This window comes from Bacillus sp. FSL H8-0492, assembly GCF_038006145.1.
GTDB lineage: Bacteria > Bacillota > Bacilli > Bacillales > Bacillaceae_G > Bacillus_A > Bacillus_A mycoides.
Genome location: NZ_JBBOUP010000001.1, coordinates 4,922,847 through 4,947,330, shown reverse-complemented (window position 1 = coordinate 4,947,330; position 24,484 = coordinate 4,922,847). Strand labels below are relative to the sequence as shown.

Below are 24,484 nucleotides of genomic sequence, written 5' to 3'. Positions count from 1 at the left end.
AGTGCGACGGACAACGCGCTATCCTGTTTCAGGAGAAAATTCATTGTGGAATGTGTATAAAACAGTGTCTTTTTGGAAGGTAATGAAAAATTTTATTATCATCCAAATCGCACGTTACACGCCATTTTTATCCGTAAAGAATTGGTTATATCGCACGTTTTTACGGATGGAAGTAGGAAAGAAAACGTCGTTTGCACTTATGGTAATGCCAGATATTATGTTTCCAGAAAAGATTACTGTGGGAGAAAATTCAATTATCGGCTATAATACAACGCTTTTAGCACATGAATATTTAATTCGTGAGTATCGACTTGGAGAAATCGTCATAGGGAATGAAGTTATGATTGGAGCGAATACGACAATTTTACCAGGTGTGACAATTGGAGATGGAGCTATCGTTTCTGCAGGCACACTTGTCCATAAAGATGTACCAGGCGGCGCTTTCGTAGGCGGAAATCCGATGCGTATTATTTATACGAAAGAGGAAATGGCCACTAGAGAAGGTTGATGTTAAAAATGTAACATTTCCCTTCTCTTTTTATGAATAAAAAGGAAATAATTGATTATAATATACTGTTTTGTTTTTTACGGAATCGTTTATACTTATAGATAGAAGAATGTGTGAACGAAGAAAACAAAAAACTGGAGGATATATGGGGAAAAATCAAAGAATATATAAGGAGAACGGACAAGTTATCTCTTTTAATCAGTTAGCGGACTTCTTTTATAAAAAAGGGATGAGGGCTTATAAAGGGCAAAAATTGCAAGATGCAATTAAATATTTTCGAAGAGCAGCACAAAGCGAGAAGGAGCCGTTTATTTTATGCCAACTAGCAATAGCATTATCTGAATCTGGTGAATATCAAGAGTCGAATCAGATATTTCTAAAGCTTGTTAGATCCAATCCTGAACTTGAGCAATGCTATTATTTTATTTCAAATAATTATGCATATATGGGCTTGTTTCAACAGGCGAAGAAGTATGCAGAGCGATATTTAGAAGTTGCGGAAGAGAAGGAATTTGTAGAAGATACATTAGAATTGCTTGAGATTATGGAAGAAGATGCAATGGGTGCGGAAGAGATTGAGGATGAAGATGAGCTAATTGTTATGCAAGAAGAAGCGAACCGCTACATTCGTAACGGACAATTAGAAGAGGCGATTGCTACACTAGAAGTTGTTACGAAAGAATATCCAGAATTTTGGTCAGGACATAATAATTTAGCGATTGCACATTTTCAATCAGGTAATGTAGATCAAGCGCTTAAGTTAACAGAAATGATTTTAGAGAAAAATCCTGGTAATATGCATGCGCTTTGTAATACGCTTATTTTTCTATATTCAATTGGAGAGCATAAGCAAGTAGAGTCATTAGCGGGGCAGTTAGTATCGGTATATCCAATTTCATTTGAGCATCGTTTGAAACTTGGAACAACGCTTGCAACAATTGGTCATTTTGAACCTGCATATAAATGGTTCAAAGTATTAAAGCGTCAAGGGTACGAAGGAGACGTCAGTTTTTATTACTGGTTTGCATACTCTGCGTATATGGTGAAGGAACAGCAAGTAGCTGAAAAAATGTGGCAACATGTTGTAGAATTGCATCCTGATAAAAAAGGAAAAGAACCGTGGAATGCACTGAATTTAGCAGATGAAGGACAAAATCTTTTATTTGAAGAGTTACGAAAATCATTTCAGCAAAGTACGACGCTAGAAGAGAAAATGCTAGCTTTATATTTAATGAATGAATTGTCAACACCAGAGAAGGTTGGATTCTTCTTTGATGTAACGCAAGCGAAAAATGGTGTTCCAATCGTATCGCAACTTGCAAAATATTTCTTCTTACTTAATAGTCATAAAAGCATCCCAGCTGATTTACAGCAATTTGAACAGTGCGTACGAATCGCGGATGCATTATACAATTATACGAAAAAAGATGATGAATTAATCGAAGAGTGTTTGAATTTTTGGTTTTGCACGTTCATACGTTTATATACATCTGGAGCGACTTTTACAAATGTGTACGGTTGGTCAGCGGCAATTGAATACATTGTGCGCGGCGAACAAAGAAATAAGATGACACAGGCAGAGCTTGGTGATGTATATAATGTATCTGTAGCGACTGTACGAAAGTATGTGCAGGCTGTTAAGCGCACGCACACGTAGGGTAGGCAAATCATTGGGAAAAAAATGATGCTAACAGTATAATGAGGGTAACTTAATGTGTATGAATGGGAGTGAATAGTGTGTCAGAAGAAAAAATTTATGATGTCATTATTATTGGTGCAGGACCAGCTGGTATGACAGCTGCGGTATATACATCTCGTGCGAATTTAAGCACACTGATGCTTGAGCGTGGTATTCCAGGTGGACAAATGGCAAATACAGAAGATGTAGAGAACTATCCAGGTTATGAGTCTATTTTAGGACCAGACTTATCAAATAAAATGTTTGAGCATGCGAAGAAATTTGGTGCTGAATATGCATACGGTGATGTAAAAGCAATCATCGATGGTAAAGAGTATAAAACAATTATTGCTGGTAAAAAAGAATATAAAGCACGTGCAATTATCGTTGCAAGCGGTGCAGAGTATAAAAAAATTGGTGTGCCAGGTGAAACAGAACTTGGCGGCCGCGGTGTATCATATTGTGCAGTATGTGATGGTGCATTCTTTAAAGGGAAAGAACTTGTTGTTATTGGCGGCGGAGATTCTGCTGTTGAAGAGGGTGTGTTCTTAACACGTTTCGCATCAAAAGTAACGATCGTTCACCGTCGTGACACTCTTCGTGCACAGAAAATTTTACAAGATCGTGCTTTCCAAAATGAGAAAGTAGATTTCATTTGGAATCACACTATAAAAGAAATTAACGATGCAAATGGTAAAGTAGGAAGCGTAACACTTGTAGATGTAAACAGCGGAGAAGAACAAGAAGTTAAAACTGACGGCGTTTTCATATACATCGGTATGTTACCATTATCAAAACCGTTTGTTGAGCTAGGTATTACAAATGAAAATGGTTATGTTGAAACGAACGAGCGTATGGAAACGAAAGTTCCTGGTATTTTCGCAGCTGGTGATGTTCGTGAAAAAATGCTTCGTCAAATTGTAACGGCAACAGGCGATGGTAGTATTGCAGCGCAGAGTGCACAGCATTATATAGAAGAGTTAGTAGAGGAACTAAAGACTGTAACAGAAAAATAAGGTTATTTTTCCTTTTGAGAAGAAAGCTACCGATAGGTGGCTTTCTTTTTTTTGTGAAAATGTCAAAGTTTTGTCAAAAACAATTAGGATTATAAGATTTCTTATTGATATACTGGACTTTACGGAAAAAATCACTATAAGAAATGAGGAATTTATTCAGTATGGAATGGCGTAATATATATCGTGGATTTTGTATGGGCGTTAGTGATTTAATTCCTGGTGTGAGCGGCGGAACAATCGCTGTTGTGTTAGGGATTTATGAACAATTGCTCGCAGCAATTAGCGGATTCTTTAGTCGTGAATGGAAAAAACATTTAGCGTTTTTAATCCCACTTGCAGCTGGTGTAGCGGCGGCTTTTCTAACGTTAAGTCACGTTATTAAATATTTATTAGCAAATCATTATGAACCGACTCAATTTTTCTTTCTCGGTTTAATTATTAGTATATTACCGATGTTAATGAGAGAAGCTGATGCAAAGGCAACATTTAAAGGTAGTCATATTGCCTTATTAATAATTGCAGCAATTCTTGTTGCAATAACAGCATTCTTTAAACCAGATAAGGCAGCTGATCCGATTACGACGTTAACAATTTTAAATGCAATTGGTTTATTTTTCGCAGGATGGATGGCTAGTATGGCTATGCTTCTTCCTGGAATTAGTGGATCGTTTATTTTATTAATTATTGGTGTGTATCCAACAGCAATTAACGCTTTAACTACACTCAATTTACCGTTAATCGTGGTTATCGGTGCCGGCGTGATGGCCGGATTTGTTGTAAGTAGTAAAGGAATTAGTTATTTGTTAGATCGTTATAAAAGTATGACATTTGCGGCAATTATTGGGCTCGTTATCGGGTCGATTGTCATTGTGTTCCCTGGCATTCCGACTGGTGGCATTTCAATTGTAAGTTCAATTATTACTTTTATTTTAGGATTTGCGGTTGTTACTTATTTCGGTAAGAAATAAGTGTTTTAATCCCCTTAACGATAAAAATCGTTAAGGGGATTTTTATGTGCTATTCATGGGAAGTAAGGTATTTTGATTGCTTGTTATAGAAAGAATTTTTACAATTGCTTAGCGAAAGGGGACTGGCACCTTCGTTGTAGCAAACTGTTTTTGATAGTATAATGAAATGAGTATGCAGTGAGAAATTTTGCTGCAAGTAGCTGAGGTGAAGAAACATGCAAAGAGTGACAAACTGTGTGTTAATTAGAGATAATGAAGTACTCTTACTCCAAAAACCTCGCCGGAATTGGTGGGTTGCACCGGGCGGGAAAATGGAGCGTGGTGAGACAGTAAGAGATTCCGTTGTTCGCGAGTATCGTGAAGAAACAGGTATTTATTTAAAGAATCCAGCATTAAAAGGGGTCTTCACTTTTGTCATCCAAGAAGGTGATAAAGTTGTTTCTGAATGGATGATGTTCTCCTTTTTAGCAACAGATTTTGCAGGAGAAAACAAATTAGAGAGCGAAGAAGGCATCATTGGTTGGCATACATTTGATAAAATTGATGATTTAGCAATGGCACCAGGAGATTATCACATTATTGATTATTTAATTAAAGGGAATGGTATAATCTACGGTACATTTGTATATACCCCAGATTTTGAGTTGCTTTCATATCGATTAGATCCGAGTTAAACCTGCAAGGAGAGGATACGATGACAGAGAATAATGATATAAAAATGGTAATTATTACAGGGATGTCTGGAGCTGGAAAGACGGTAGCGTTACAAAGTTTCGAAGATTTAGGATATTTTTGTGTAGATAATTTACCACCGATGTTATTGCCGAAGTTTATTGAACTTATGGCAGATTCAAAAGGTAAAATGAATAAAGTGGCACTCGGTATTGATTTACGTGGCCGAGAGTTTTTTGAATATTTATGGGGAGCGCTTGATGATTTATCAGAACGTACATGGATTATTCCTCATATTTTATTTTTAGATGCGAAAGATAGCACACTTGTAACTCGTTATAAAGAAACGAGACGTTCGCATCCACTTGCGCCAACTGGCTTGCCGTTAAAGGGAATTGAAGCTGAGCGTGGTTTATTAACTGATATGAAGGCAAGAGCGAATATTGTGCTTGATACATCTGATTTGAAACCGAAAGAATTACGAGAAAAAATTGTTCACTTATTCTCAACAGAAACTGAGCAAGCATTTCGTGTAAATGTTATGTCATTTGGATTTAAGTACGGAATTCCAATTGATGCTGATTTAGTATTTGATGTTCGTTTTTTACCAAATCCATATTATATTCCACATATGAAGCCATTAACAGGACTGGATGAAGAAGTTTCGTCGTATGTGTTGAAATTTAATGAAACACATAAGTTTTTAGAGAAATTGACGGATCTTATCACTTTCATGCTGCCTCATTATAAAAGAGAAGGTAAGAGTCAACTTGTAATTGCGATTGGATGTACAGGTGGGCAACATCGTTCTGTTACGCTTACAGAGTACCTTGGGAAACACTTGAAACCAGAGTATAGCGTTCATGTATCTCATCGTGATGTGGAGAAGAGAAAGGGCCATTAAGGGATGAAAAAAGAGAGAAAACCTAAAATTGTTATCATGGGAGGTGGAACTGGACTTTCTGTTTTATTAAGGGGATTAAAACAATATCCTGTTGATATTACAGCAGTTGTAACAGTAGCCGACGATGGAGGCAGTTCAGGTAGACTACGTGATGAGCTAGAAATTCCACCTCCAGGTGATATTCGTAACGTACTTGTTGCGTTATCGGATGTAGAACCATTAGTGGAGGCTTTATTTCAGCACCGTTTTACAACTGGAGACGGGCTGAAAGGGCATGCGTTAGGAAATTTACTATTGGCAGGTATGACTTCGATTACAGGAGACTTTTACCACGCGATTACGGAAACGAGTAAAGTATTAAATGTCAGAGGACGTGTATTACCAGCAGCGAATCAAAGTGCGGTACTTCATGCAGAATTAGAAGATGGAGAAATTGTAACAGGTGAATCAAAGATTCCTCATTTCGGGAAGAAGATTAATCGTGTCTTTTTAACTCCAGAAGATGTAGAACCGTTATGTGAAACGTTGACGGAAATTAAACGAGCTGATTTGCTTGTTTTCGGTCCAGGAAGTCTGTACACAAGTATATTACCGAATTTAGTTGTTAACAAAATTGGAGACGCTGTTCTTGCTGCAAAAGCGAAGAAGGTATATGTATGTAATGTTATGACGCAAGCGGGCGAAACGAAGGGTTATACTGCGTTTGATCATGTGCAGGCGTTACATGATCATTTAGGTAAACCATTTATCGACACTGCGATTGTAAATAATCGTGATATTCCTCGTGAATTACGTAAGTTATATGAGGAAGAGATGTCGGAACCAGTTGCACTGGATACAAATCGTTTTGCTGAACATAATATCGAAATCATTCAAGATCGATTAGCGAAATATGATGATCGTGTTGTAAGACATGATACATTAAAGTTAGCTTCTATTTTATATTCATTGTTATAAATGTGCGTTGCCTCATTTGAGGTAACGCTCCTCATTCATATAGGACAAGATTTTTGTTCCAAAGTAATAGTATAAGGAGGTGTTGACTGTGTCATTTGCATCAGAAACAAAGAAAGAGTTGACCAACCTTGAAATGAAGGAATGCTGCGAGAAATCAGAATTATCGGCGTTGCTTCGAATGAACGGATCGCTTTCTTTTTCAAACCGTCGCCTATCTATCGATATTCAAACGGAAAATGCAGCAATTGCAAGAAGGATTTATACGCTTTTGAAAAAAGGATATGATGTGACGGTAGAATTACTTGTTCGTAAAAAAATGCGATTGAAGAAAAATAATGTATATATCGTGCGGCTTGTTGAGAAGTCTCGTGAAATATTAGCAGATCTTCACATTGTTCGAGATGACTTTTCGTTTATTCGAAATATATCGCAGGAATTAATCGAGAAGAAATGTTGTAAACGATCGTATTTACGCGGTGCATTTTTAGCAGGTGGTTCAGTAAATAACCCAGAAACATCATCTTATCATTTAGAGATCTTTTCGTTATATAAGGAACATAATGATTCTATATGTGAACTGATGAACGGATTTGATTTAAATAGTAAGACGTTGGAAAGAAGAAAAGGGTACATTACGTATTTGAAAGAAGCTGAAAAAATTACAGAGTTTTTAAATATTATAGGTGCTCATAATGCACTTTTAAGATTTGAAGATATTCGAATTGTTCGCGATATGCGTAATTCAGTAAATCGTTTAGTTAACTGCGAAACAGCTAATTTAAATAAAACAATTGGTGCAGCGCTAAGGCAAATTGAGAACATCCGCTATATTGATGAGACGGTTGGGCTTGATATTTTGCCAGATAAATTAAGAGAAATTGCACAGTTACGAAGAGATTATCAAGATGTAACATTGAAAGAGTTAGGTGAGATGGTATCCGGGGGGAAAATTAGTAAATCGGGTATTAATCATCGTTTGCGTAAAATCGATGAAATTGCAGAGAAATTACGCGCGGGGGAAACAGTAGCAAAAAAATAAAAGGTTAAAGGGGAAATGGAGCTGTGGTTCAAAAACTGGTTAAAGTGGCATTAAAAAACGGCTTACAAGCACGTCCGGCTGCGTTGTTTGTACAAGAGGCAAATCGCTTTCATGCGGATATCTTCATCGAGAAAGATGGAAAGACAGTGAATGCAAAGAGCATAATGGGGATTATGAGCTTAGCAATCGGAACTGGTAGCATGATTACAATCACAACAGAAGGTTCAGATGCAGAAGAGGCTTTGGAAGCATTAACTGCATATGTACAATAAAGGGTTATCGCGAATGTGCGATAGCTTTTTTTATTTTTCTGTTTGTGGGGTGCGTGATACCCTTGTACATAATAAAAAGCGCCCTGTAATAGGGCGCTTCCGCTTTTAGATGTACCCAGCTCCAACGGCTAGAATGGTCGGTGGCTTCGCTTCTTCCGTCGAGGTAAAAAGCACCTCTTTGTCAGAAGCTCCATCCCCCTCTCATTCTGAACGAGCCGCCTCCGCTTTTAGTTGTATCTAGCTCCAGCGGCTAGAATCTCCGGTCGTTTCGCCCCTTCATTCGAGGCAAAAAGCGCCTCGGAATCAGGGGCTCCAACGCCCTGCGATTCTGAACGAGCCGCTTCCGCTTTTAGATGTATCCAGCTCCGGCGGCTAGAACAGTCGGTCGTTTCACCCCTTCATTCGAGGCAAAAGGCGCCTCGGAATCAGGGGTTCCAACTTCCTCCTGTTCTAAACGAGCCGCCTCCGCTTTTAGGTGTCTTAACGATTTGTAAAGATCTTATCGATTAAGCCGTATTCTAGAGCTCTTTCTGCTGTCATGAAGTTGTCGCGGTCTGTGTCGCGTTGTAGAACTTCAAGTGGTTGACCTGTGCGGTCAGCAAGAATTTGGTTTAATTTTTCACGTAAGAATAGGATACGTTTTGCAGCGATTTCGATTTCAGTCGCTTGACCTTGTGCTCCGCCAAGTGGTTGGTGAATCATAACTTCACTGTTTGGAAGTGCGTAACGTTTTCCTTTTTCACCTGCTGCAAGTAAGAATGCACCCATAGATGCAGCCATACCGATACAGATTGTTGATACTTGTGGTTTAATAAACTGCATTGTATCGTAAATTGCCATACCAGCTGTGATAGAACCACCAGGGCTGTTGATGTAAATGTGAATATCTTTTTCTGGATCTTGAGATTCCAAGAATAAAAGCTGGGAAACGATTGAGTTTGCTACGTTGTCATCAATTGCGCTACCAAGCATAATGATGCGATCCTTTAATAGTCGAGAGTAAATATCGTAAGCGCGTTCTCCACGATTTGTTTGTTCAATTACTGTAGGAATTAAATTCATCTGTTATTTCCTCCTTTAAAAGCTTTCTTAGTCTTATAATACAATTATGGTCAATGAAGGTCAAACGAAACCACTTTAAATCAAAAAATATGTAGTTGTATCATGATTTATTCGCTATGTTTTTAAAATTCCCTGCTTATGTATCTTCAACATCATAACCGAATTACATAAATTTAAACGTGATTAATGGTGTGGAAAAGGCAAAAGAACGCCTTTTGTATAGAAGCGTTCTTTCATTTTTTATTCTTTTAACAGATAGGTTACTTTATTTAAGATTTTCTCGATTTGTTTTGCGTTTTTACTATACATATCACTCGCTGATTTTGATTTTGTTTCTAAAGAGAATAATTCAAGATCAGCATTGCATTTCTTTAAGGATGCCAATAGTAAAGGCTTGTTTTGAGGAGAAGGCATTTGGAGTTTATCATTATAGATGTCGATAGTAAGTTGTCCGTATGAATCAACTTGACCAAGAAAGACATTTTCAATGACAACACCGAGTTTTTCTAGCTCAGAATGTAACCAAGCGCGATTATGTCCGCTAGCAGAAAGAGGTTCATCTAGTACATTTCCATCCATAATAACAGTTTGCGGTTCTTTTTCGTTTGGCACTTTTAAGCTGATATCTTTTGCTGTAAGTGGTTGGCGATCTTTCTTTAATAATACATTTAATTCACCGCTCGGTTCTAGTACAGCAAATTCAACATCAGCTACGCTGAACGCATTTTTTCCTCTGAGAAGCTCAAGTAATTCATCACTTGTATACTTTTCTTTCTTTAAATTATCTTCAAGTATTTTGCCATCTTTTATTAATACGGTAGATTTTCCTTCAAAAAAATCTCGAGCTGTTTTGTTCTTTAAAGAGAGGATTCCAGTGAAAAAAGGTACCACAGCGAAAATGAGTATCGCAAAGACGCCGTGGAAAAATTTTGAATCAAGCCCTGTAGATACTTGGGCAGCGATGTCACCGATTGTCATTCCGGCTATGTATTCAAAAAAGGAGAGCTGAGAGATTTGTCTTTTTCCTAACCATTTCGTAATAGCGAATAAAATAATTAATATGAATACAGAGCGAAGAATGACAAGTGTCCATTCCGGCAGGTGAGACATAGTCATTTCCTCCAGTCTACTTAAAACCCTTTATATTGAGGTTCTTCACGTTCTAATACTGAAACTCTATTCTGTAAATCGGTGATGATGCTGTCCATTTCTAACATACATTCATGAAATACACGTTTTGATTCCGCGTCCTGTGAATTTAGTGAAAGGGAGCTTAAACTTGCTTGAGCGCCCCTTACACTGGCAAGGCAGGTTTTAACGCTAGCGATAACTGTCATACGAACACCTTATCCTTTCGGTTTGAATAGCAATGCTCCAATGAAGCCGAAAATAATGGCGGCTGATACACCAGCACTCGTTACTTTAAACATGCCGGTAATAACGCCGACGATGCCATGTTTGGCTGCTTCCTCCATCGCGCCATGAACGAGGGCATTACCGAAACTTGTAATAGGCACAGTTGCCCCAGCGCCTGCAAAGTCTATTAATGGTTCATACAGATTGAATCCATCTAATATAGCTCCAGCAACAACGAGTGTTGCCATCGTATGAGCGGGGGTTAGTTTGCCGACATCAAACATAAGCTGTCCGATTACGCATATGAGTCCACCAATGACGAAAGCCCAGAAAAAAATCATTGCGTTGCACCTCCAAATTCAATCGAAACAGCGTGAGCGATACACGGAATCGTTTCTTCTTGTTGGAATGTAAGTGGAGATAGTAAAGCGCCTGTCGCAACGACAAGTATTTTTTTGAATTCTCCTCTTTTCATTCGGTTTAATAAATGTCCGTATACGACTGTTGCTGAACAGCCTGGACCACTTCCACCAGCTATGACAGGTTGACCTTCTCTATAAATGATGATTCCGCAATCTTGAAATTGCTCGCTCTTTACTTTTGTTCCATGTTTATGTAGTAGGTCGTAAGCAATTTCGCGACCGACATGTCCAAGGTCACCTGTTACGATTAAGTCGTAATAAGAGGCGTCAATGTGTCGTTCGCGTAAATGAGCTTCAATCGTATCGACAGCAGCTGGGGCCATCGCACCACCCATATTAAAAGGATCTGTTAGTCCCATATCAATAACTCGTCCAATGGTGGCCGATGTTACTTGTGGACCATATCCAGTGTCGCTTAAAATAGCCGCGCCTGCACCGGTCACTGTCCACTGAGCCGTAGGAGGTTTTTGACCACCATATTCAGTTGGATAGCGGAATTGTTTTTCTACCGCAGCGTTATGACTTGATGCCCCAGTTAATAAATACTTTGCGCCTTTTGCATTTACGATACTTGCGCCGAGTGCTAAGCCTTCCATAGAGGTAGAACAGGCGCCGAATAAACCGAGATAAGGTGTTCCGAGTGTGCGACATGCAAAGCTCGTTGGAGTTATTTGGTTTATTAAATCCCCTGCGAGTACGAATTGAATATCGTCTTTACGGAGCTTTGCCTTTTCGGTAGCGCGGCTACAAGCTTCTTCAAATAAAATTTTATGCGCCTTTTCGTAAGAATCTTGTCCGAGCCATAAATCTTCATGCAGGGTATCGAAGTCTTCAGGGATTTTTCCATTTGCCTCAAATGGGCCACCGACTACACCTGTTGAGATGATAACTGGTTTGTTTTCGAATATCCATGTTCGGTGTCCTTGTAACATTTACAGCCCTCCCCATTGAAAGAGAATCGTTTTAATAAGAGCGATGACAAAAGCTGAAAATACGCCAAATAAGATGACCGATCCTGCTAGTTTAAACATGTTACCACCAACGCCGAGAACGAACCCTTCTGTACGGTGTTCAATACATGCGGCAATAACAGAGTTACCAAATCCAGTAACGGGAACTGCGGTACCAGCACCAGCAAATTGTCCGAGGCGATCGTAGACGCCAAATCCCGTCAGTAGCATGGAGATAAAAATAAGAGTTGCAACGGTAGGGTTCCCGGCAGATCTTTCAGTGAAATCAAAGTACGTAATATAAAAGGTGGAAATCAGTTGGCCTATTAGACAAATTAATCCCCCGACGAAAAAAGCTTTTATACAATTTTTTAAAACGGGGCGCTTCGGTTCGCGCTGTTGTTCGAATTTTTTATATTCTTGTTGTACAGGTGTTAAATTTTTATCTTTACTAGACATTCGAATCCTTCCTTCTCTTTTAGAAAGCTTAAATATTAGATCCCATTTCTGATTGAATGAGTTTTAACTGTTCTTTAATGCCATCCTTACTCACTTTCTTTTTCTTAATTTTGTTTTCAAGTTCTTCTATGAGCATAAAGATCTTTTTGTCTGTACTTACACGAATATCGAAAGTAGGGTTTTCATCACTTAGCTTCTTTTTTAATTTACTTCTTAAAGGCTTTAAACCAAATCTTTCGTGATGTTCAGGTTTAACGGCTATGTAAAGATCTAAATTTGTATTAACTGCGGTAGCTTCTATAATTCCCTCCATAGCAAGAGCTTTTTTCTTAGCGTCTTGCGATATAGATTGATTAAAGGATTCTGTACTCATTTTTGTTAATTTAGGGCCCTTTTTCTCATCTGTTCGCTTAGCTTCTTCTTTCTTTACTTTTTTATCTAACGGGCTATTATCACATCCGGTAAGTGAACCGAATAGGAGCATAAATAACGCGGTTATGATTCCAAGTTTTCGCATTATAATCATTCCATTTCTATTGCAGTATGTAATGTGAGAGAAAAAGGATGATTGCATATCACCCTTTTTCTCAAATTGTGTACCATTAGATACAATGGCACCTTTGGTTATTGCTGTGTGTATTGTGGTTCTTCTTGCTGGACTTCTTCAACACGCGGGTTTAAAGAATCGATAATTGTTTGTGTTTGCTGCGCAGCTGTTTGGAAAAGTTGCTTTGCTTGTTGGTTATCCGTATCAAGAGCGAATCCCTCTAAGCTAGCTTGTGCACTTTTTAATCCAGAAACAGTTTGCTTTAGTTTTGTAATTACAGTCATTGAATGAAGCCCCCTTTGGAATATCAATTCAAAGATTATAATTTGTGGGTTTGGGTGAATTTATGATTGGAAAATTTAGGTTTTTGAAGTTGAAGCTTTGATTCAAGCGTCAATGAATTCTTTGTTATAGTGGCGCTTTATAAGATGGAAGAGGATGATATGTAATTCATGATGTAGGTATGTTACCTGTTGAAGATTAAAAAGTAACTGAAAATTACATGAGGTTAAATTTCTGGTTATTCACAAAAAACATATCGATAAAATATATATATTTCTATTCTTGTAGTTATTTTCAATTTAAAATAAAATTTTCTTGTATAGTAAAAAAAAGGATGTGTTCAGTTTTAAAAAAATAATATCTTCATTATCTTATTCGTTCAATCGAAGTCATTCACGAAAGAAGAACGTTATTAAATCAACGTTTCTTTTAATGCATAAAACATTTACGAATTGTTTTGTTCATCGAAAGTCTTGCGAATTCTTTTAAATCAGCGTTTAAAAGAGAAAGTCGAAAGTAACAAAAGTCATTTATGTTGTATTCGTCATTCATCAAAATGAATACGCTATTCACCACAAGCCAACCCAAACGAAAATTTTCCGAACCCTCCAAGCCACCCCGCTGAGCCGTCGCAGGAGTCCCTTAGAGATAGTATTTGTGATTTTTGAATCAGGGGGTTGATCTCTCGCGAAGTCCTGACGCAGCCCAGCGAATTGTCTTTTACCCAATTCTCGCCGAGTTTCTACTATCAAAGAAAATAACGTTTCTAATGCGATTGGGCAGCCGTTATCGGAACTTACTCCCGACAGTGTGTTAAAATTAATCGAAGCGGAAAACGAGGATCTCCAATTGACTGGACGTGTAATCGGTTGGACAGTTTAAGAGGGTTGTATAAAAAGGGAGATGGCGCAAAGATGGTGAGATCAAAAGAGAATGATTTAACGGAGAAATTGGCAGAAGGTCACCGAGAATATGGTGACGGCAACTTTACAGTACAGAACATCGGTGATGAAACTAACCCGAATTGGACTGTCGTAAAAAATGTGAGGAAGGGATCGGCAGGCATTCGTGAAGGGGAAGATATATTTAGCCTGCGATCAAAATATATAAAATAGTGCGGAGATGGGCGGGCATCACTTCGCCTGTCTTTTTTTTATAGACTATATGCGTTCTATTTCGATTTAAGTAGATTAAGGGGGAACGAAAGAAGGAAAACTGCGCGCTAAAGCTAGTGTAGAAGAGGTTTTTATGCTTGCGTATTAGGTTAGCGTCAGGATATAATATCCATATGTAAAGAAGCGAACGTCTACGTGTTGGTGTTCGTATCCTACGTTTAACTTTCGGTAAGAACAAGTCGGAAGAAGACGGAGGCAAACCGTTGATATTATCGTAATAATCATGCGCCCATAGCTCAGTCGGATAGAGCGGTGGTTTCCGGTACCACGTCTGCCGGGGGTTCGAATCCCTCTGGGCGCGTTATGTATTGTTGTTGTGATGTGTTCTATTTAAAAGTATTGAGTAAATAGCACATAATAGCGTGAAGAACGTGTTGAAAATTAATAGTAAATCTAAAGAAACCCCTTGTATGTGATTAGAAATAATCGTGTATAGGGGGTTTTTCGTTATGAAAAGAATTAAAGAGTGAAATGCAATTCAAATCAGAACAGATTTTAGCACTAAAAGAAATTGTAACGAGATATATTGCACAAGCGTATTGTTAAGTTGCTGAACGAAGATATGACACGTAAGATAGTAGTGATTCACAAAGCAATAGGGACAGGCTAGCCGTCTTTGCCAGTAAGCTGAAGTTTAATAAAAGTGATCATCTTTCGTTGGCATTATCGGACTTTCTTGACCGTTATGAAGGAGAAGAAGAATGAAAAAAGGTTCTCGCAAGCTATTTGAAATAAAATCGTTTCTTACATGTATTGAAGAAGAGGAGTGCGGAGAAAAGGTCTATTATGTAACGATGGAACATCACAACAGTAGTGTGACTCGTCACAAGATAACGAAAGATGATGCATTCGAAATGTTAGTTGCGTATGCAAAAGGAATACCTGAAATAATGGAGGTCTTCATGGAAGATGAAGATTTCAATGAAGTTTATAAGATAACGGCATCGCTAGGTATTTATTGCAGTTAAGTAAAAAGTACATGTCATAAATGTTGTTCACTTGTAAGAATAGACCCTGGAAAAATAACTCAGAGGTAATCCAAGTCACAATTCGAAAATTACACAAAGCAGATAAACAAGAAAGTATCTTTATAGCAAATCGCAACGCTGTGAATTTGGTGCGTGTGGTACTCGTAGAGAATACGAACGGAATTAATCTATCAAATGAAAATGCGACAATGGTGAAGAAACGTGTAATATTCGATATGTACTCGCCATTGTAAAAAAGGTCTGAACTTACAAGTATAAGTTCAGACCTTTTTTTATTATCACTTGTTATATCTGATAATAAGATTTACTATTAGTATGTGGTAATAATTTTTATTGCGCTATTATTTTCTTTCAATATTATTCAAATTTCGGTTGTAAGATCTAAATCTCATTAATACATATAAATTAATAATATTTTGGAATGGGTGTCTGCGTGAGGATTCTCCTTTTACCAAACTTATTGTACAATAGAAACAAGGGGGAGATTAGTTTGAAGGCAAGTCTTTTACAAGAACAAAGCTTACGTTTGGCAATGACACAAGAGTTAAGGCAAGCGATTACAATGCTCCAGTATAATGTACAAGAATTATCGGAGTTTTTGTATGAGCAATCGTTAGAGAATCCCCTTATTGAGTTAGGTGGTTTTGAGAGGGAGAAGAAAAAGAGCTCTAACACAAGTAAAAGTACCCGCAAACAAGTCGAGAATCAAATGGAAATCTACAGTGTGGATTCTACAACGATTCAGCAACATTTATTAAATCAACTACAGTATTATAAAATAGATGAAGAAGAGCGAAAAGCAGCTTCTTTCATTATTATGAACATGGATGGAAATGGCTATTTACAAGAAACAAATGAAGAGTTATCAGAGCTTCTTTCTGCGCCAATTGATGTAGTGGACTGTTCCGTGGAGCTTGTTCAATCGTTAGAGCCAGCAGGGGTAGGTGCGCGTAATATTCAGGAATGTCTATCAATTCAATTGAAGCGCTTACAAAGAAGGAATGGGTTAGCAGAAGAAATTATAGATGATCATTTTAATTATTTCGTTAAGAAAGATTGGCGAAAGCTCGTTCAAGTGTTGAAGTGTACCAACGAGGAATTACAGGATGCGGTGAACTGTATTACATCATTGCAGCCGAAACCAGGTCTTGCATTTTCTTCTGATAAACCACTTTATATCGTGCCTGATATGGCGGTAAAAAAAGATGGCGATTATCTCGTTTTACAGATGAATGAGAGAAATATGCCAAGAATTGAAATTCACTCTGAGTATAGTGCGTTACTAAATAATAGTGAAAGTGAAGTGGCTTCTTACGTATCGGAGAAGTATCAGCATGTGCAATGGATTATGCGCAGTTTGAAACAGAGAAAACAAACACTCTTACAAGTGATGAATATTATTATGGAAAAACAGCATGATTTCTTCTGGGGAGGTCCAGAGTATTTAAAACCACTTGCTTTAAAAGAGGTGGCGGAAGAGTTAGGTGTGCATGAGTCTACAATTAGTCGTGCAACGCGTAATAAATATGTGCAAACGCCGCACGGTTTATTTGAGATGAAATCGTTCTTTAGTAATTCTATTTCTACGACGGAAGATGAGGCGGTTTCTACAAAGCGTGTGAAACAATTCATTCAAACGCTTGTTGGAGCAGAAAATAAGAAAAAGCCACTTTCGGATCAAAAGATTTCAAAATTATTAGAAGAAGAGCATGAAATAGTTATTTCTCGAAGAACGGTTGCGAAGTATAGAGAACAAATGCATATTCCTGCTTCATCTCTAAGAAAAACAATTGGATAGGTGAAGAAGATGAAGGTTGTACTATATACAAAAAAAGATTGTGGTCTTTGCGTGAAGGCGAAACAAGTTTTAAAAGAAGTACAATATGAATATTCTTTTCAAATTGAGGAAATAGATATATATGAAGATAATGACCTTTTAGAGAAATACCATCTAATGATTCCTGTTGTAGAAATAGGCGGAAGACAAGTGGAATATGGTAACATTCACAAAGGTGTCATAATAAACTATATAAAGAATGCAGTTAAGAGTTGAATAAGTTTCTGTCTCCTGTTACAATAATACACGTAGCAGGGATTATTTTTTTAACCTAAGTGGGACGCAAAATGTCACTACGGGACATAAAGTGACCACGAAGGGAAATGAACCGATGCAGTGAGGAGAAAAGATATGCGCTCATGGATTCAGAACACAAAAAAATTATTACCTGATCTGCTACCTGTTATGCAAACGAGAATGCAAGTGCTTCAGTACATTAGGCTTATGCAGCCGATTGGAAGAAGAAACTTATCTGCAAGTCTCGGTATGACAGAACGAGTATTGCGAAGTGAAGTTCAAGTTTTGAAAGAACAAAACTTAGTTCACGTCGCTTCTTCTGGAATGACTTTGACAGAAGAAGGAACAGCTTTAGTTCTTGCTTTGGAAGACTTTATGAAAGAAATTTCCGGGTTAAAGGTTTTAGAAAAACAACTTAAGGAAACATTAGACTTGGATGAAGTTTTCGTTGTCCCTGGTGATAGTGATGAATCACCTTGGGTCAAACTGGAGATGGGCCGTGCTTGTGTGACTTGTATAAAAGACCGTCTGACAGTGAATAATATCGTTGCTGTGGCTGGAGGAAGTACGCTAGCTGCTGCTGCGGACATGATGCAACTTGATTGCAAAGATTTACATATGCTATTTGTCCCAGCACGTGGTGGAATTGGAGAAGGTGTCGAGTTAGAAGCCAATACCATTTGCGCCAAAATGGCACAAAATACGATGAGTAATTATCGCTTATTGTATGTTCCAGATCACGTTAGTAGCGAAGCATATGCGTCTATTGTAACAGAGCCCTCCGTGAAAGAAGTTCTTGAGTTGATTCGATCTTCCAATATCGTCATTCATGGAATTGGTGATGCGTTAACAATGGCACGTCGCAGAAATACTTCAGAAGCAGATTGGTTAAAGATTCAGGCAAGCGAAGCAGTTGGCGAAGCTTTCGGTTACTACTTTAATGAACAAGGAAATGTTGTTCATAAAGTAAGAACAGTTGGTATGCAACTTGAAGATTTACAACATGTATCTCACGTTGTCGCAGTCGCTGGAGGTTCTTCAAAAGCAAAAGCAATACAGGCTGTAATAAAGCAAGGGCACACTTCAATTCTAATTACAGATGAAGGTGCAGCAAAACAATTAACAAAGGGTATTACCCTTTAATATAATCCCCCAAGGAGGAAATTTAAATGACTAAAATTGGTATTAATGGATTTGGACGTATCGGACGTAACGTATTCCGCGCAGCTCTTAACAACTCTGAGGTAGAAGTAGTAGCAATCAACGACTTAACAGATGCTAAAACATTAGCTCACCTTTTAAAATATGATACAGTTCACGGAACTTTAAATGCAGAAGTATCTGCTAACGAAAACAGCATCGTTGTTAACGGTAAAGAAATTAAAGTTATCGCTGAGCGTGACCCAGCTCAATTACCATGGAGCGACTACGGAGTAGAAGTAGTAGTAGAATCTACTGGCCGTTTCACTAAAAAATCAGACGCTGAGAAACACTTAGGTGGATCAGTTAAGAAAGTTATCATCTCAGCTCCAGCTTCTGACGAAGATATCACTGTAGTTATGGGTGTTAACCACGAACAATACGATGCAGCTAACCACAACGTAGTATCTAATGCTTCTTGTACTACAAACTGTCTAGCTCCATTCGCTAAAGTATTAAACGAAAAATTCGGCGTAAAACGCGGAATGATGACAACAATTCACTCTTACACTAACGACCAACAAATTTTAGACTTACCACACAAAGATTTACGTCGTGCTCGTGCAGCAGCTGAAAACATGATCCCAACATCTACTGGTGCTGCTAAAGCTGTAGCATTAGTATTACCAGAACTTAAAGGTAAATTAAACGGCGGCGCTGTACGTGTTCCAACTGCTAACGTTTCTCTTGTTGACTTAGTTGTTGAACTTGACAAAGAAGTAACAGTTGAAGATGTAAACGCAGCATTCAAAGCAGCTTCTGAAGGCGAATTAAAAGGTATCCTTGGATACAGCGAAGAGCCATTAGTATCTATCGACTATAACGGATGTACAGCTTCTTCTACAATCGATGCATTATCTACAATGGTAATGGAAGGTAACATGGTTAAAGTACTTTCTTGGTACGATAACGAAACTGGTTACTCTAACCGCGTAGTAGACCTAGCTGCATACATGACTTCTAAAGGTCTTTAATTCTTAAGTATATAAGCAATCAATGACAAAACGAGGGAGAGGGTTTGTTCCCTCTCTCTCTTCTTTCGTTTTAGAAGCAAATGTGTTAAGCTTTTGAATGGGTTTTGTCAATCCTAACTAGTAGTCGGAGGGAAATCCAATGAACAAAAAATCAATTCGTGACGTAGATTTAAAAGGTAAGCGTGTATTTTGCCGCGTTGATTTCAACGTACCTATGAAAGAAGGCAAAATTACAGATGAAACTCGTATCCGTGCAGCTCTTCCTACAATTCAATATTTAATAGAGCAAGGTGCGAAAGTAATTTTAGCAAGTCATTTAGGCCGTCCAAAAGGTCAAGCAGTAGAAGAATTACGTCTTACTCCAGTAGCAGCACGTTTAGGCGAGCTTCTTGGTAAAGATGTTAAAAAAGCGGACGAAGCATTCGGACCAGTTGCACAAGAAATGGTTGCAGCAATGAACGAAGGCGACGTATTAGTTCTTGAAAACGTACGTTTCTATGCGGGCGAAGAAAAGAACGATGCAGAACTTGCGAAAGAATTTGCAGCTCTTGCTGATATCTTCGTAAACGATGCATTCGGTGCAGCTCACCGTGCTCACGCTTCTACAGCAGGAATCGCAGACTACCTACCAGCAGTATCTGGTTTATTAATGGAAAAAGAGTTAGATGTATTAGGTAAAGCACTTTCTAACCCAGAACGTCCATTCACAGCTATCATCGGTGGTGCGAAAGTAAAAGATAAAATCGGTGTAATTCGTCATCTATTAGACAAAGTAGATAACTTAATCATCGGTGGCGGACTTGCTTACACATTCGTTAAAGCATTAGGTCATGAAATTGGTCTATCTCTATGTGAAAACGACAAAATTGAACTAGCTAAAGAATTTATGCAACTTGCAAAAGAAAAAGGCGTAAACTTCTATATGCCAGTTGATGTTGTAATCACAGAGGAATTCTCTGAAACTGCAACAACTCAAATCGTTGGTATCGACTCTATCCCTTCTACATGGGAAGGCGTGGACATCGGTCCTAAAACACGTGAAATTTATGCAGATGTAATTAAAAACTCTAAGCTTGTTGTATGGAATGGACCAATGGGTGTATTCGAAATGACTCCATTCGCAGAAGGTACAAAAGCAGTAGGGCAAGCATTAGCAGATGCAGAAGATACATACTCTGTTATCGGCGGTGGTGACTCTGCAGCAGCTGTTGAAAAATTCGGTATGGCTGATAAAATGAGCCACATTTCTACTGGCGGCGGTGCGTCATTAGAATTCATGGAAGGTAAAGAACTTCCAGGTGTAGTTTGTCTTAACGACAAATAAGTAGCAGCCAAAGAAAAAGGACGGTGCAAAGCATGCGTAAACCAATTATCGCAGGTAACTGGAAAATGAATAAAACTCTAGCTGAAGCAGTTAGCTTCGTAGAGGAAGTTAAAGGTCAAATCCCAGCAGCTTCAGCTGTTGATGCAGTAGTTTGTTCGCCAGCTCTATTCTTAGAGCGCTTAGTAGCAAAGGCTGAAGGAACTGACTTACAAGTAGGTGCACAAAACATGCACTTCGAAAAAAATGGTGCATTCACTGGCGAAATTAGCCCAGTAGCACTTAGCGACTTAAAAGTAGGCTACGTAGTACTTGGCCACTCTGAGCGTCGTGAAATGTTTGCTGAAACAGACGAGTCAGTAAATAAAAAGACTCTTGCAGCATTTGAACATGGTTTAACACCAATCGTTTGTTGTGGTGAGACTTTAGAAGAGCGCGAAAGCGGAAAAACATTTGATCTAGTAGCAGGTCAAGTAACAAAAGCACTTGCAGGTTTAACAGAAGAGCAAGTTAAAGTAACTGTTATCGCTTATGAGCCAATCTGGGCTATCGGTACAGGTAAATCTTCTTCTTCTGCAGATGCAAATGAAGTATGTGCGCACATCCGTAAAGTTGTTGCAGAAGCTGTTTCTCCAGAAGCTGCAGAAGCTGTTCGTATTCAATACGGCGGTAGCGTAAAACCAGAAAACATTAAAGAGTATATGGCACAATCTGACATCGACGGCGCTTTAGTTGGCGGTGCTAGCTTAGAGCCTGCTTCGTTCTTAGGTCTTCTGGGGGCGGTAAAATGAGAAAGCCAACAGCTTTAATCATTCTTGATGGTTTCGGACTACGTGAAGAAACTTACGGGAATGCTGTAGCACAAGCTAAGAAACCTAATTTTGATGGTTACTGGAACAAATTCCCTCACACAACGCTTACAGCTTCTGGTGAGGAAGTAGGTCTTCCAGCAGGTCAAATGGGTAACTCAGAGGTTGGTCACTTAAATATCGGTGCTGGCCGCATCGTATATCAAAGCTTAACACGCGTAAACGTTGCAATTCGTGAAGGTGAGTTCGATCAGAACGAAACTTTCCAAAATGCAATTAAAAGCGTGAAAGAAAAAGGTACTGCTCTTCATTTATTCGGTTTACTTTCTGATGGTGGTGTGCACAGTCACATGAACCATATGTTTGCTCTTCTTCGCTTAGCAGCAAAAGAAGGCGTGGAGAAAGTATATATCCATGCATTCTTAGATGGCCGCGATGTTGGACCACAAACAGCAAAAGGTTATATCGATGCAACAAATGAAGTAATTAAAGAAACAGGAGTAGGACAATTCGCGACTATCTCTGGTCGTTATTACTCCATGGACCGTGACAAGCGCTGGGATCGCGTAGAAAAATGTTACCGTGCTATGGTGAATGGTGAAGGCCCTACTTATAAATCAGCAGAAGAGTGTGTAGAAGACTCTTATGCAAATGGTATTCATGATGAATTCGTATTGCCGTCTGTAATTGTTAACGAAGATGACACGCCAGTTGCAACAATCAATAATGATGATGCAGTTATCTTCTATAACTTCCGTCCAGACCGTGCAATTCAAATTGCTCGTGTATTTACAAACGAAGACTTCCGTGAGTTCGATCGTGGTGAAAAAGTACCTCACATTCCTGAGTTCGTTTGTATGACACATTTCAGTGAAACTGTAGATGGTTACGTGGCATTCAAGCCAATGAACCTTGATAACACATTAGGTGAAGTTGTTGCGCAAGCGGGATTAAAGCAACTTCGCATCGCGGAAACTGAAAAGTATCCGCACGTTACATTCTTCTTTAGCGGTGGTCGTGAGGCTGAATTCCCAGGAGAAGAGCGTATTTTAATTAACTCACCGAAGGTTGCAACGTATGACTTGAAACCTGAAATGAGCATTTATGAAGTAACGGACGCTTTAGTAAATGACATCGAAAATGATAAACATGATGTTATCATTCTTAACTTTGCAAACTGTGATATGGTTGGCCATTCTGGGATGATGGAACCAACAATTAAAGCAGTAGAAGCAACTGACGAATGTTTAGGAAAAGTTGTAGAAGCGATTCTTGCAAAAGATGGTGTAGCACTTATTACTGCTGACCATGGTAATGCCGATCAGGAGTTAACTGCTGAAGGTGGACCAATGACAGCTCATACAACTAACCCGGTTCCTTTCATCGTTACAAAAAATGATGTAGAGCTTCGTGAAGGTGGTATTTTAGGAGATATCGCCCCAACAATGCTTACACTTTTAAATGTGGAACAACCGAAAGAAATGACAGGTAAAACAATTATTAAATAATTTGCTTATATAAAAAGGAGAGAATTTATTATGTCAACAATTATTGATGTTTATGCTCGCGAAGTCCTTGACTCTCGTGGTAACCCAACTGTAGAAGTAGAAGTTTACACAGAAAGCGGCGCATTCGGACGCGCTATCGTACCAAGTGGTGCATCTACTGGTGAGCACGAAGCAGTAGAATTACGTGACGGTGACAAATCTCGTTACCTTGGTAAAGGTGTTCTTAACGCAGTAAACAACGTTAACGAAGCAATCGCTCCAGAAATCGTTGGTTTCGACGTAACTGACCAAGCTGGTATCGACCGTGCTATGATCGAATTAGATGGCACTCCAAACAAAGGTAAACTAGGTGCTAACGCTATCCTTGGTGTATCTATGGCAGTAGCTCACGCAGCAGCTGACTTCGTAGGTCTTCCATTATACCGTTACCTTGGTGGATTCAATGCAAAACAATTACCAACTCCAATGATGAACATCATCAACGGTGGTTCTCACGCTGATAACAACGTTGACTTCCAAGAGTTCATGATCTTACCAGTTGGTGCTCCAACATTCAAAGAATCAATCCGTATGGGTGCTGAAGTATTCCATGCACTTAAAGCTGTATTACATGACAAAGGTCTTAACACTGCAGTAGGTGACGAAGGTGGATTCGCTCCAAACCTTGGTTCTAACCGTGAAGCATTAGAAGTAATCATCGAAGCTATCGAAAAAGCTGGTTACAAAGCTGGCGAGAACGTATTCTTAGGAATGGACGTTGCTTCTTCTGAGTTCTACAACAAAGAAACTGGTAAATATGACCTTGCAGGCGAAGGCCGTACTGGCTTAACTTCTGCAGAAATGGTTGATTTCTACGAAGAGCTTTGCAAAGACTTCCCAATCATCTCTATTGAAGATGGTTTAGACGAAAACGACTGGGATGGTCACAAATTATTAACTGAGCGTATCGGTGATAAAGTACAATTAGTTGGTGACGATTTATTCGTAACTAACACTCAAAAACTTGCTGAAGGTATCGAAAAAGGTATCTCTAACTCAATCTTAATTAAAGTTAACCAAATCGGTACTTTAACTGAGACTTTCGAAGCTATCGAAATGGCTAAACGTGCTGGTTACACAGCAGTTGTATCTCACCGTTCTGGTGAAACTGAAGATGCTACAATCGCTGACATCGCAGTTGCAACTAACGCTGGCCAAATCAAAACTGGTTCTATGAGCCGTACTGACCGTATTGCTAAGTACAACCAATTACTACGCATCGAAGACGAACTAGGCGAAATCGCTGTTTATGATGGTATCAAATCTTTCTACAACATCAAACGATAATTGTAGAAAATAACGA

The 24,484-nt window shown here is 38.7% G+C and carries 27 protein-coding genes and 1 tRNA gene; 20 read left to right on the top strand and 8 right to left on the bottom strand.

The features are described from left to right. Position 1: 1 nt before the first annotated feature. From MHH66_RS25660 to MHH66_RS25620, 9 genes are all read left to right on the top strand, one after another. Positions 2 to 508: an acyltransferase gene (locus MHH66_RS25660; RefSeq protein ID WP_002129892.1), complete on the top strand. Its 507-nt coding sequence runs from the start codon at positions 2 to 4 to the stop codon at positions 506 to 508. 145 nt (positions 509 to 653) lie between these two features. Beyond that, the gene (locus MHH66_RS25655; RefSeq protein WP_002129890.1) at positions 654 to 2,165 is read left to right on the top strand and encodes a tetratricopeptide repeat protein; all 1,512 of its coding nucleotides are present in this window, start codon (positions 654 to 656) and stop codon (positions 2,163 to 2,165) included. An 80-nt stretch (positions 2,166 to 2,245) separates the two neighbouring features. After that, positions 2,246 to 3,202, top strand: coding sequence for a thioredoxin-disulfide reductase (gene trxB / locus MHH66_RS25650; RefSeq protein ID WP_002089563.1), 957 nt, complete (start codon positions 2,246 to 2,248; stop codon positions 3,200 to 3,202). 161 nt (positions 3,203 to 3,363) lie between these two features. Continuing rightward, on the top strand, positions 3,364 to 4,170 hold the full coding sequence (locus tag MHH66_RS25645) for a DUF368 domain-containing protein (protein WP_002016085.1): 807 nt from the start codon (positions 3,364 to 3,366) through the stop codon (positions 4,168 to 4,170). Between the two features lie 215 nt (positions 4,171 to 4,385). Next, a complete protein-coding gene (locus MHH66_RS25640; protein WP_001190080.1) occupies positions 4,386 to 4,844 on the top strand; it encodes an NUDIX hydrolase in 459 nt (152 codons plus the stop codon). A gap of 20 nt (positions 4,845 to 4,864) precedes the next feature. Next, positions 4,865 to 5,746, top strand: a complete 882-nt coding sequence (rapZ, locus tag MHH66_RS25635; protein WP_002016084.1) for an RNase adapter RapZ — start codon at positions 4,865 to 4,867, stop codon at positions 5,744 to 5,746. A 3-nt stretch (positions 5,747 to 5,749) separates the two neighbouring features. Further along, complete coding sequence (locus MHH66_RS25630; protein WP_002016083.1) at positions 5,750 to 6,703, top strand: gluconeogenesis factor YvcK family protein; 954 nt, start codon at positions 5,750 to 5,752, stop codon at positions 6,701 to 6,703. A gap of 88 nt (positions 6,704 to 6,791) precedes the next feature. Next, entirely contained in the window at positions 6,792 to 7,742 is a 951-nt protein-coding gene (whiA, locus tag MHH66_RS25625; RefSeq protein ID WP_002016082.1) for a DNA-binding protein WhiA, read from the top strand. Between the two features lie 23 nt (positions 7,743 to 7,765). Further along, entirely contained in the window at positions 7,766 to 8,014 is a 249-nt protein-coding gene (locus MHH66_RS25620; RefSeq protein ID WP_002016081.1) for an HPr family phosphocarrier protein, read from the top strand. A 480-nt stretch (positions 8,015 to 8,494) separates the two neighbouring features. On the opposite strand, the gene clpP is transcribed toward MHH66_RS25620, so the two are convergent. The 8 genes from clpP to MHH66_RS25580 form a co-directional block, all read right to left on the bottom strand. After that, positions 8,495 to 9,076 (bottom strand): ATP-dependent Clp endopeptidase proteolytic subunit ClpP, encoded by a 582-nt coding sequence (gene clpP / locus MHH66_RS25615; RefSeq protein ID WP_001049163.1) that lies wholly within the window; start codon positions 9,074 to 9,076, stop codon positions 8,495 to 8,497. 240 nt (positions 9,077 to 9,316) lie between these two features. Further along, positions 9,317 to 10,186: a DUF421 domain-containing protein gene (locus MHH66_RS25610; protein ID WP_002016080.1), complete on the bottom strand. Its 870-nt coding sequence runs from the start codon at positions 10,184 to 10,186 to the stop codon at positions 9,317 to 9,319. Positions 10,187 to 10,206: 20 nt separating this feature from the next. Then, complete coding sequence (locus tag MHH66_RS25605) at positions 10,207 to 10,413, bottom strand: DUF1657 domain-containing protein (protein WP_002034728.1); 207 nt, start codon at positions 10,411 to 10,413, stop codon at positions 10,207 to 10,209. A gap of 9 nt (positions 10,414 to 10,422) precedes the next feature. Then, the gene (gene spoVAE / locus MHH66_RS25600) at positions 10,423 to 10,773 is read right to left on the bottom strand and encodes a stage V sporulation protein AE (RefSeq protein WP_000575919.1); all 351 of its coding nucleotides are present in this window, start codon (positions 10,771 to 10,773) and stop codon (positions 10,423 to 10,425) included. Beyond that, positions 10,770 to 11,786 (bottom strand): stage V sporulation protein AD, encoded by a 1,017-nt coding sequence (spoVAD, locus tag MHH66_RS25595; protein WP_078184817.1) that lies wholly within the window; start codon positions 11,784 to 11,786, stop codon positions 10,770 to 10,772. Before spoVAD ends, spoVAE begins: the two co-directional genes overlap by 4 nt. Beyond that, entirely contained in the window at positions 11,787 to 12,263 is a 477-nt protein-coding gene (spoVAC, locus tag MHH66_RS25590) for a stage V sporulation protein AC (protein ID WP_002034730.1), read from the bottom strand. A 28-nt stretch (positions 12,264 to 12,291) separates the two neighbouring features. Continuing rightward, a complete protein-coding gene (locus tag MHH66_RS25585; protein ID WP_063218049.1) occupies positions 12,292 to 12,780 on the bottom strand; it encodes a YhcN/YlaJ family sporulation lipoprotein in 489 nt (162 codons plus the stop codon). 107 nt (positions 12,781 to 12,887) lie between these two features. Next, the gene (locus MHH66_RS25580; RefSeq protein ID WP_000216167.1) at positions 12,888 to 13,094 is read right to left on the bottom strand and encodes a DUF1657 domain-containing protein; all 207 of its coding nucleotides are present in this window, start codon (positions 13,092 to 13,094) and stop codon (positions 12,888 to 12,890) included. A gap of 912 nt (positions 13,095 to 14,006) precedes the next feature. On the opposite strand from MHH66_RS25580, the gene MHH66_RS25575 reads away from it, so the two are divergent. The 11 genes from MHH66_RS25575 (at position 14,007) to eno (ending at position 24,468) form a co-directional block, all read left to right on the top strand. Further along, positions 14,007 to 14,207: a hypothetical protein gene (locus MHH66_RS25575; protein WP_002129884.1), complete on the top strand. Its 201-nt coding sequence runs from the start codon at positions 14,007 to 14,009 to the stop codon at positions 14,205 to 14,207. Positions 14,208 to 14,492: 285 nt separating this feature from the next. Beyond that, positions 14,493 to 14,568 (top strand) — tRNA-Arg (locus MHH66_RS25570). Between the two features lie 400 nt (positions 14,569 to 14,968). Next, positions 14,969 to 15,235: a hypothetical protein gene (locus MHH66_RS25565; protein ID WP_078184816.1), complete on the top strand. Its 267-nt coding sequence runs from the start codon at positions 14,969 to 14,971 to the stop codon at positions 15,233 to 15,235. Positions 15,236 to 15,746: 511 nt separating this feature from the next. Next, complete coding sequence (gene rpoN / locus MHH66_RS25560) at positions 15,747 to 17,054, top strand: RNA polymerase factor sigma-54 (protein WP_078184815.1); 1,308 nt, start codon at positions 15,747 to 15,749, stop codon at positions 17,052 to 17,054. 9 nt (positions 17,055 to 17,063) lie between these two features. Beyond that, entirely contained in the window at positions 17,064 to 17,309 is a 246-nt protein-coding gene (locus tag MHH66_RS25555; protein ID WP_002143722.1) for a glutaredoxin family protein, read from the top strand. Between the two features lie 135 nt (positions 17,310 to 17,444). Next, entirely contained in the window at positions 17,445 to 18,473 is a 1,029-nt protein-coding gene (cggR, locus tag MHH66_RS25550) for a gapA transcriptional regulator CggR (protein ID WP_061673724.1), read from the top strand. Positions 18,474 to 18,499: 26 nt separating this feature from the next. Continuing rightward, positions 18,500 to 19,504, top strand: a complete 1,005-nt coding sequence (gene gap / locus MHH66_RS25545) for a type I glyceraldehyde-3-phosphate dehydrogenase (protein WP_002016071.1) — start codon at positions 18,500 to 18,502, stop codon at positions 19,502 to 19,504. Between the two features lie 139 nt (positions 19,505 to 19,643). Continuing rightward, positions 19,644 to 20,828 carry a phosphoglycerate kinase gene (locus MHH66_RS25540; RefSeq protein ID WP_002016070.1) on the top strand — a complete coding sequence of 395 codons (1,185 nt, stop codon included), beginning with the start codon at positions 19,644 to 19,646 and terminating at the stop codon, positions 20,826 to 20,828. Between the two features lie 32 nt (positions 20,829 to 20,860). Further along, a complete protein-coding gene (tpiA, locus tag MHH66_RS25535) occupies positions 20,861 to 21,616 on the top strand; it encodes a triose-phosphate isomerase (RefSeq protein ID WP_002159914.1) in 756 nt (251 codons plus the stop codon). Further along, positions 21,613 to 23,142, top strand: coding sequence for a 2,3-bisphosphoglycerate-independent phosphoglycerate mutase (gpmI, locus tag MHH66_RS25530; protein WP_002129880.1), 1,530 nt, complete (start codon positions 21,613 to 21,615; stop codon positions 23,140 to 23,142). Before tpiA ends, gpmI begins: the two co-directional genes overlap by 4 nt. Positions 23,143 to 23,172: 30 nt before the next feature. Then, positions 23,173 to 24,468: a phosphopyruvate hydratase gene (eno, locus tag MHH66_RS25525; RefSeq protein ID WP_000103948.1), complete on the top strand. Its 1,296-nt coding sequence runs from the start codon at positions 23,173 to 23,175 to the stop codon at positions 24,466 to 24,468. Positions 24,469 to 24,484 lie beyond the last annotated feature (16 nt).

Coding starts and splice junctions, on each gene's coding strand:
- MHH66_RS25655 (WP_002129890.1), top strand. CDS start 654: ATGGGGAAAAATCAAAGAATATATAAGGAGAACGGACAAGTTATCTCT.
- MHH66_RS25645 (WP_002016085.1), top strand. CDS start 3,364: ATGGAATGGCGTAATATATATCGTGGATTTTGTATGGGCGTTAGTGAT.
- MHH66_RS25640 (WP_001190080.1), top strand. CDS start 4,386: ATGCAAAGAGTGACAAACTGTGTGTTAATTAGAGATAATGAAGTACTC.
- rapZ (WP_002016084.1), top strand. CDS start 4,865: ATGACAGAGAATAATGATATAAAAATGGTAATTATTACAGGGATGTCT.
- MHH66_RS25630 (WP_002016083.1), top strand. CDS start 5,750: ATGAAAAAAGAGAGAAAACCTAAAATTGTTATCATGGGAGGTGGAACT.
- clpP (WP_001049163.1), bottom strand. CDS start 9,076: ATGAATTTAATTCCTACAGTAATTGAACAAACAAATCGTGGAGAACGC.
- MHH66_RS25610 (WP_002016080.1), bottom strand. CDS start 10,186: ATGTCTCACCTGCCGGAATGGACACTTGTCATTCTTCGCTCTGTATTC.
- MHH66_RS25605 (WP_002034728.1), bottom strand. CDS start 10,413: ATGACAGTTATCGCTAGCGTTAAAACCTGCCTTGCCAGTGTAAGGGGC.
- spoVAE (WP_000575919.1), bottom strand. CDS start 10,773: ATGATTTTTTTCTGGGCTTTCGTCATTGGTGGACTCATATGCGTAATC.
- spoVAD (WP_078184817.1), bottom strand. CDS start 11,786: ATGTTACAAGGACACCGAACATGGATATTCGAAAACAAACCAGTTATC.
- spoVAC (WP_002034730.1), bottom strand. CDS start 12,263: ATGTCTAGTAAAGATAAAAATTTAACACCTGTACAACAAGAATATAAA.
- MHH66_RS25585 (WP_063218049.1), bottom strand. CDS start 12,780: ATGCGAAAACTTGGAATCATAACCGCGTTATTTATGCTCCTATTCGGT.
- MHH66_RS25580 (WP_000216167.1), bottom strand. CDS start 13,094: ATGACTGTAATTACAAAACTAAAGCAAACTGTTTCTGGATTAAAAAGT.
- MHH66_RS25575 (WP_002129884.1), top strand. CDS start 14,007: ATGGTGAGATCAAAAGAGAATGATTTAACGGAGAAATTGGCAGAAGGT.
- MHH66_RS25565 (WP_078184816.1), top strand. CDS start 14,969: ATGAAAAAAGGTTCTCGCAAGCTATTTGAAATAAAATCGTTTCTTACA.
- MHH66_RS25555 (WP_002143722.1), top strand. CDS start 17,064: ATGAAGGTTGTACTATATACAAAAAAAGATTGTGGTCTTTGCGTGAAG.
- cggR (WP_061673724.1), top strand. CDS start 17,445: ATGCGCTCATGGATTCAGAACACAAAAAAATTATTACCTGATCTGCTA.
- gap (WP_002016071.1), top strand. CDS start 18,500: ATGACTAAAATTGGTATTAATGGATTTGGACGTATCGGACGTAACGTA.
- MHH66_RS25540 (WP_002016070.1), top strand. CDS start 19,644: ATGAACAAAAAATCAATTCGTGACGTAGATTTAAAAGGTAAGCGTGTA.
- tpiA (WP_002159914.1), top strand. CDS start 20,861: ATGCGTAAACCAATTATCGCAGGTAACTGGAAAATGAATAAAACTCTA.
- gpmI (WP_002129880.1), top strand. CDS start 21,613: ATGAGAAAGCCAACAGCTTTAATCATTCTTGATGGTTTCGGACTACGT.
- eno (WP_000103948.1), top strand. CDS start 23,173: ATGTCAACAATTATTGATGTTTATGCTCGCGAAGTCCTTGACTCTCGT.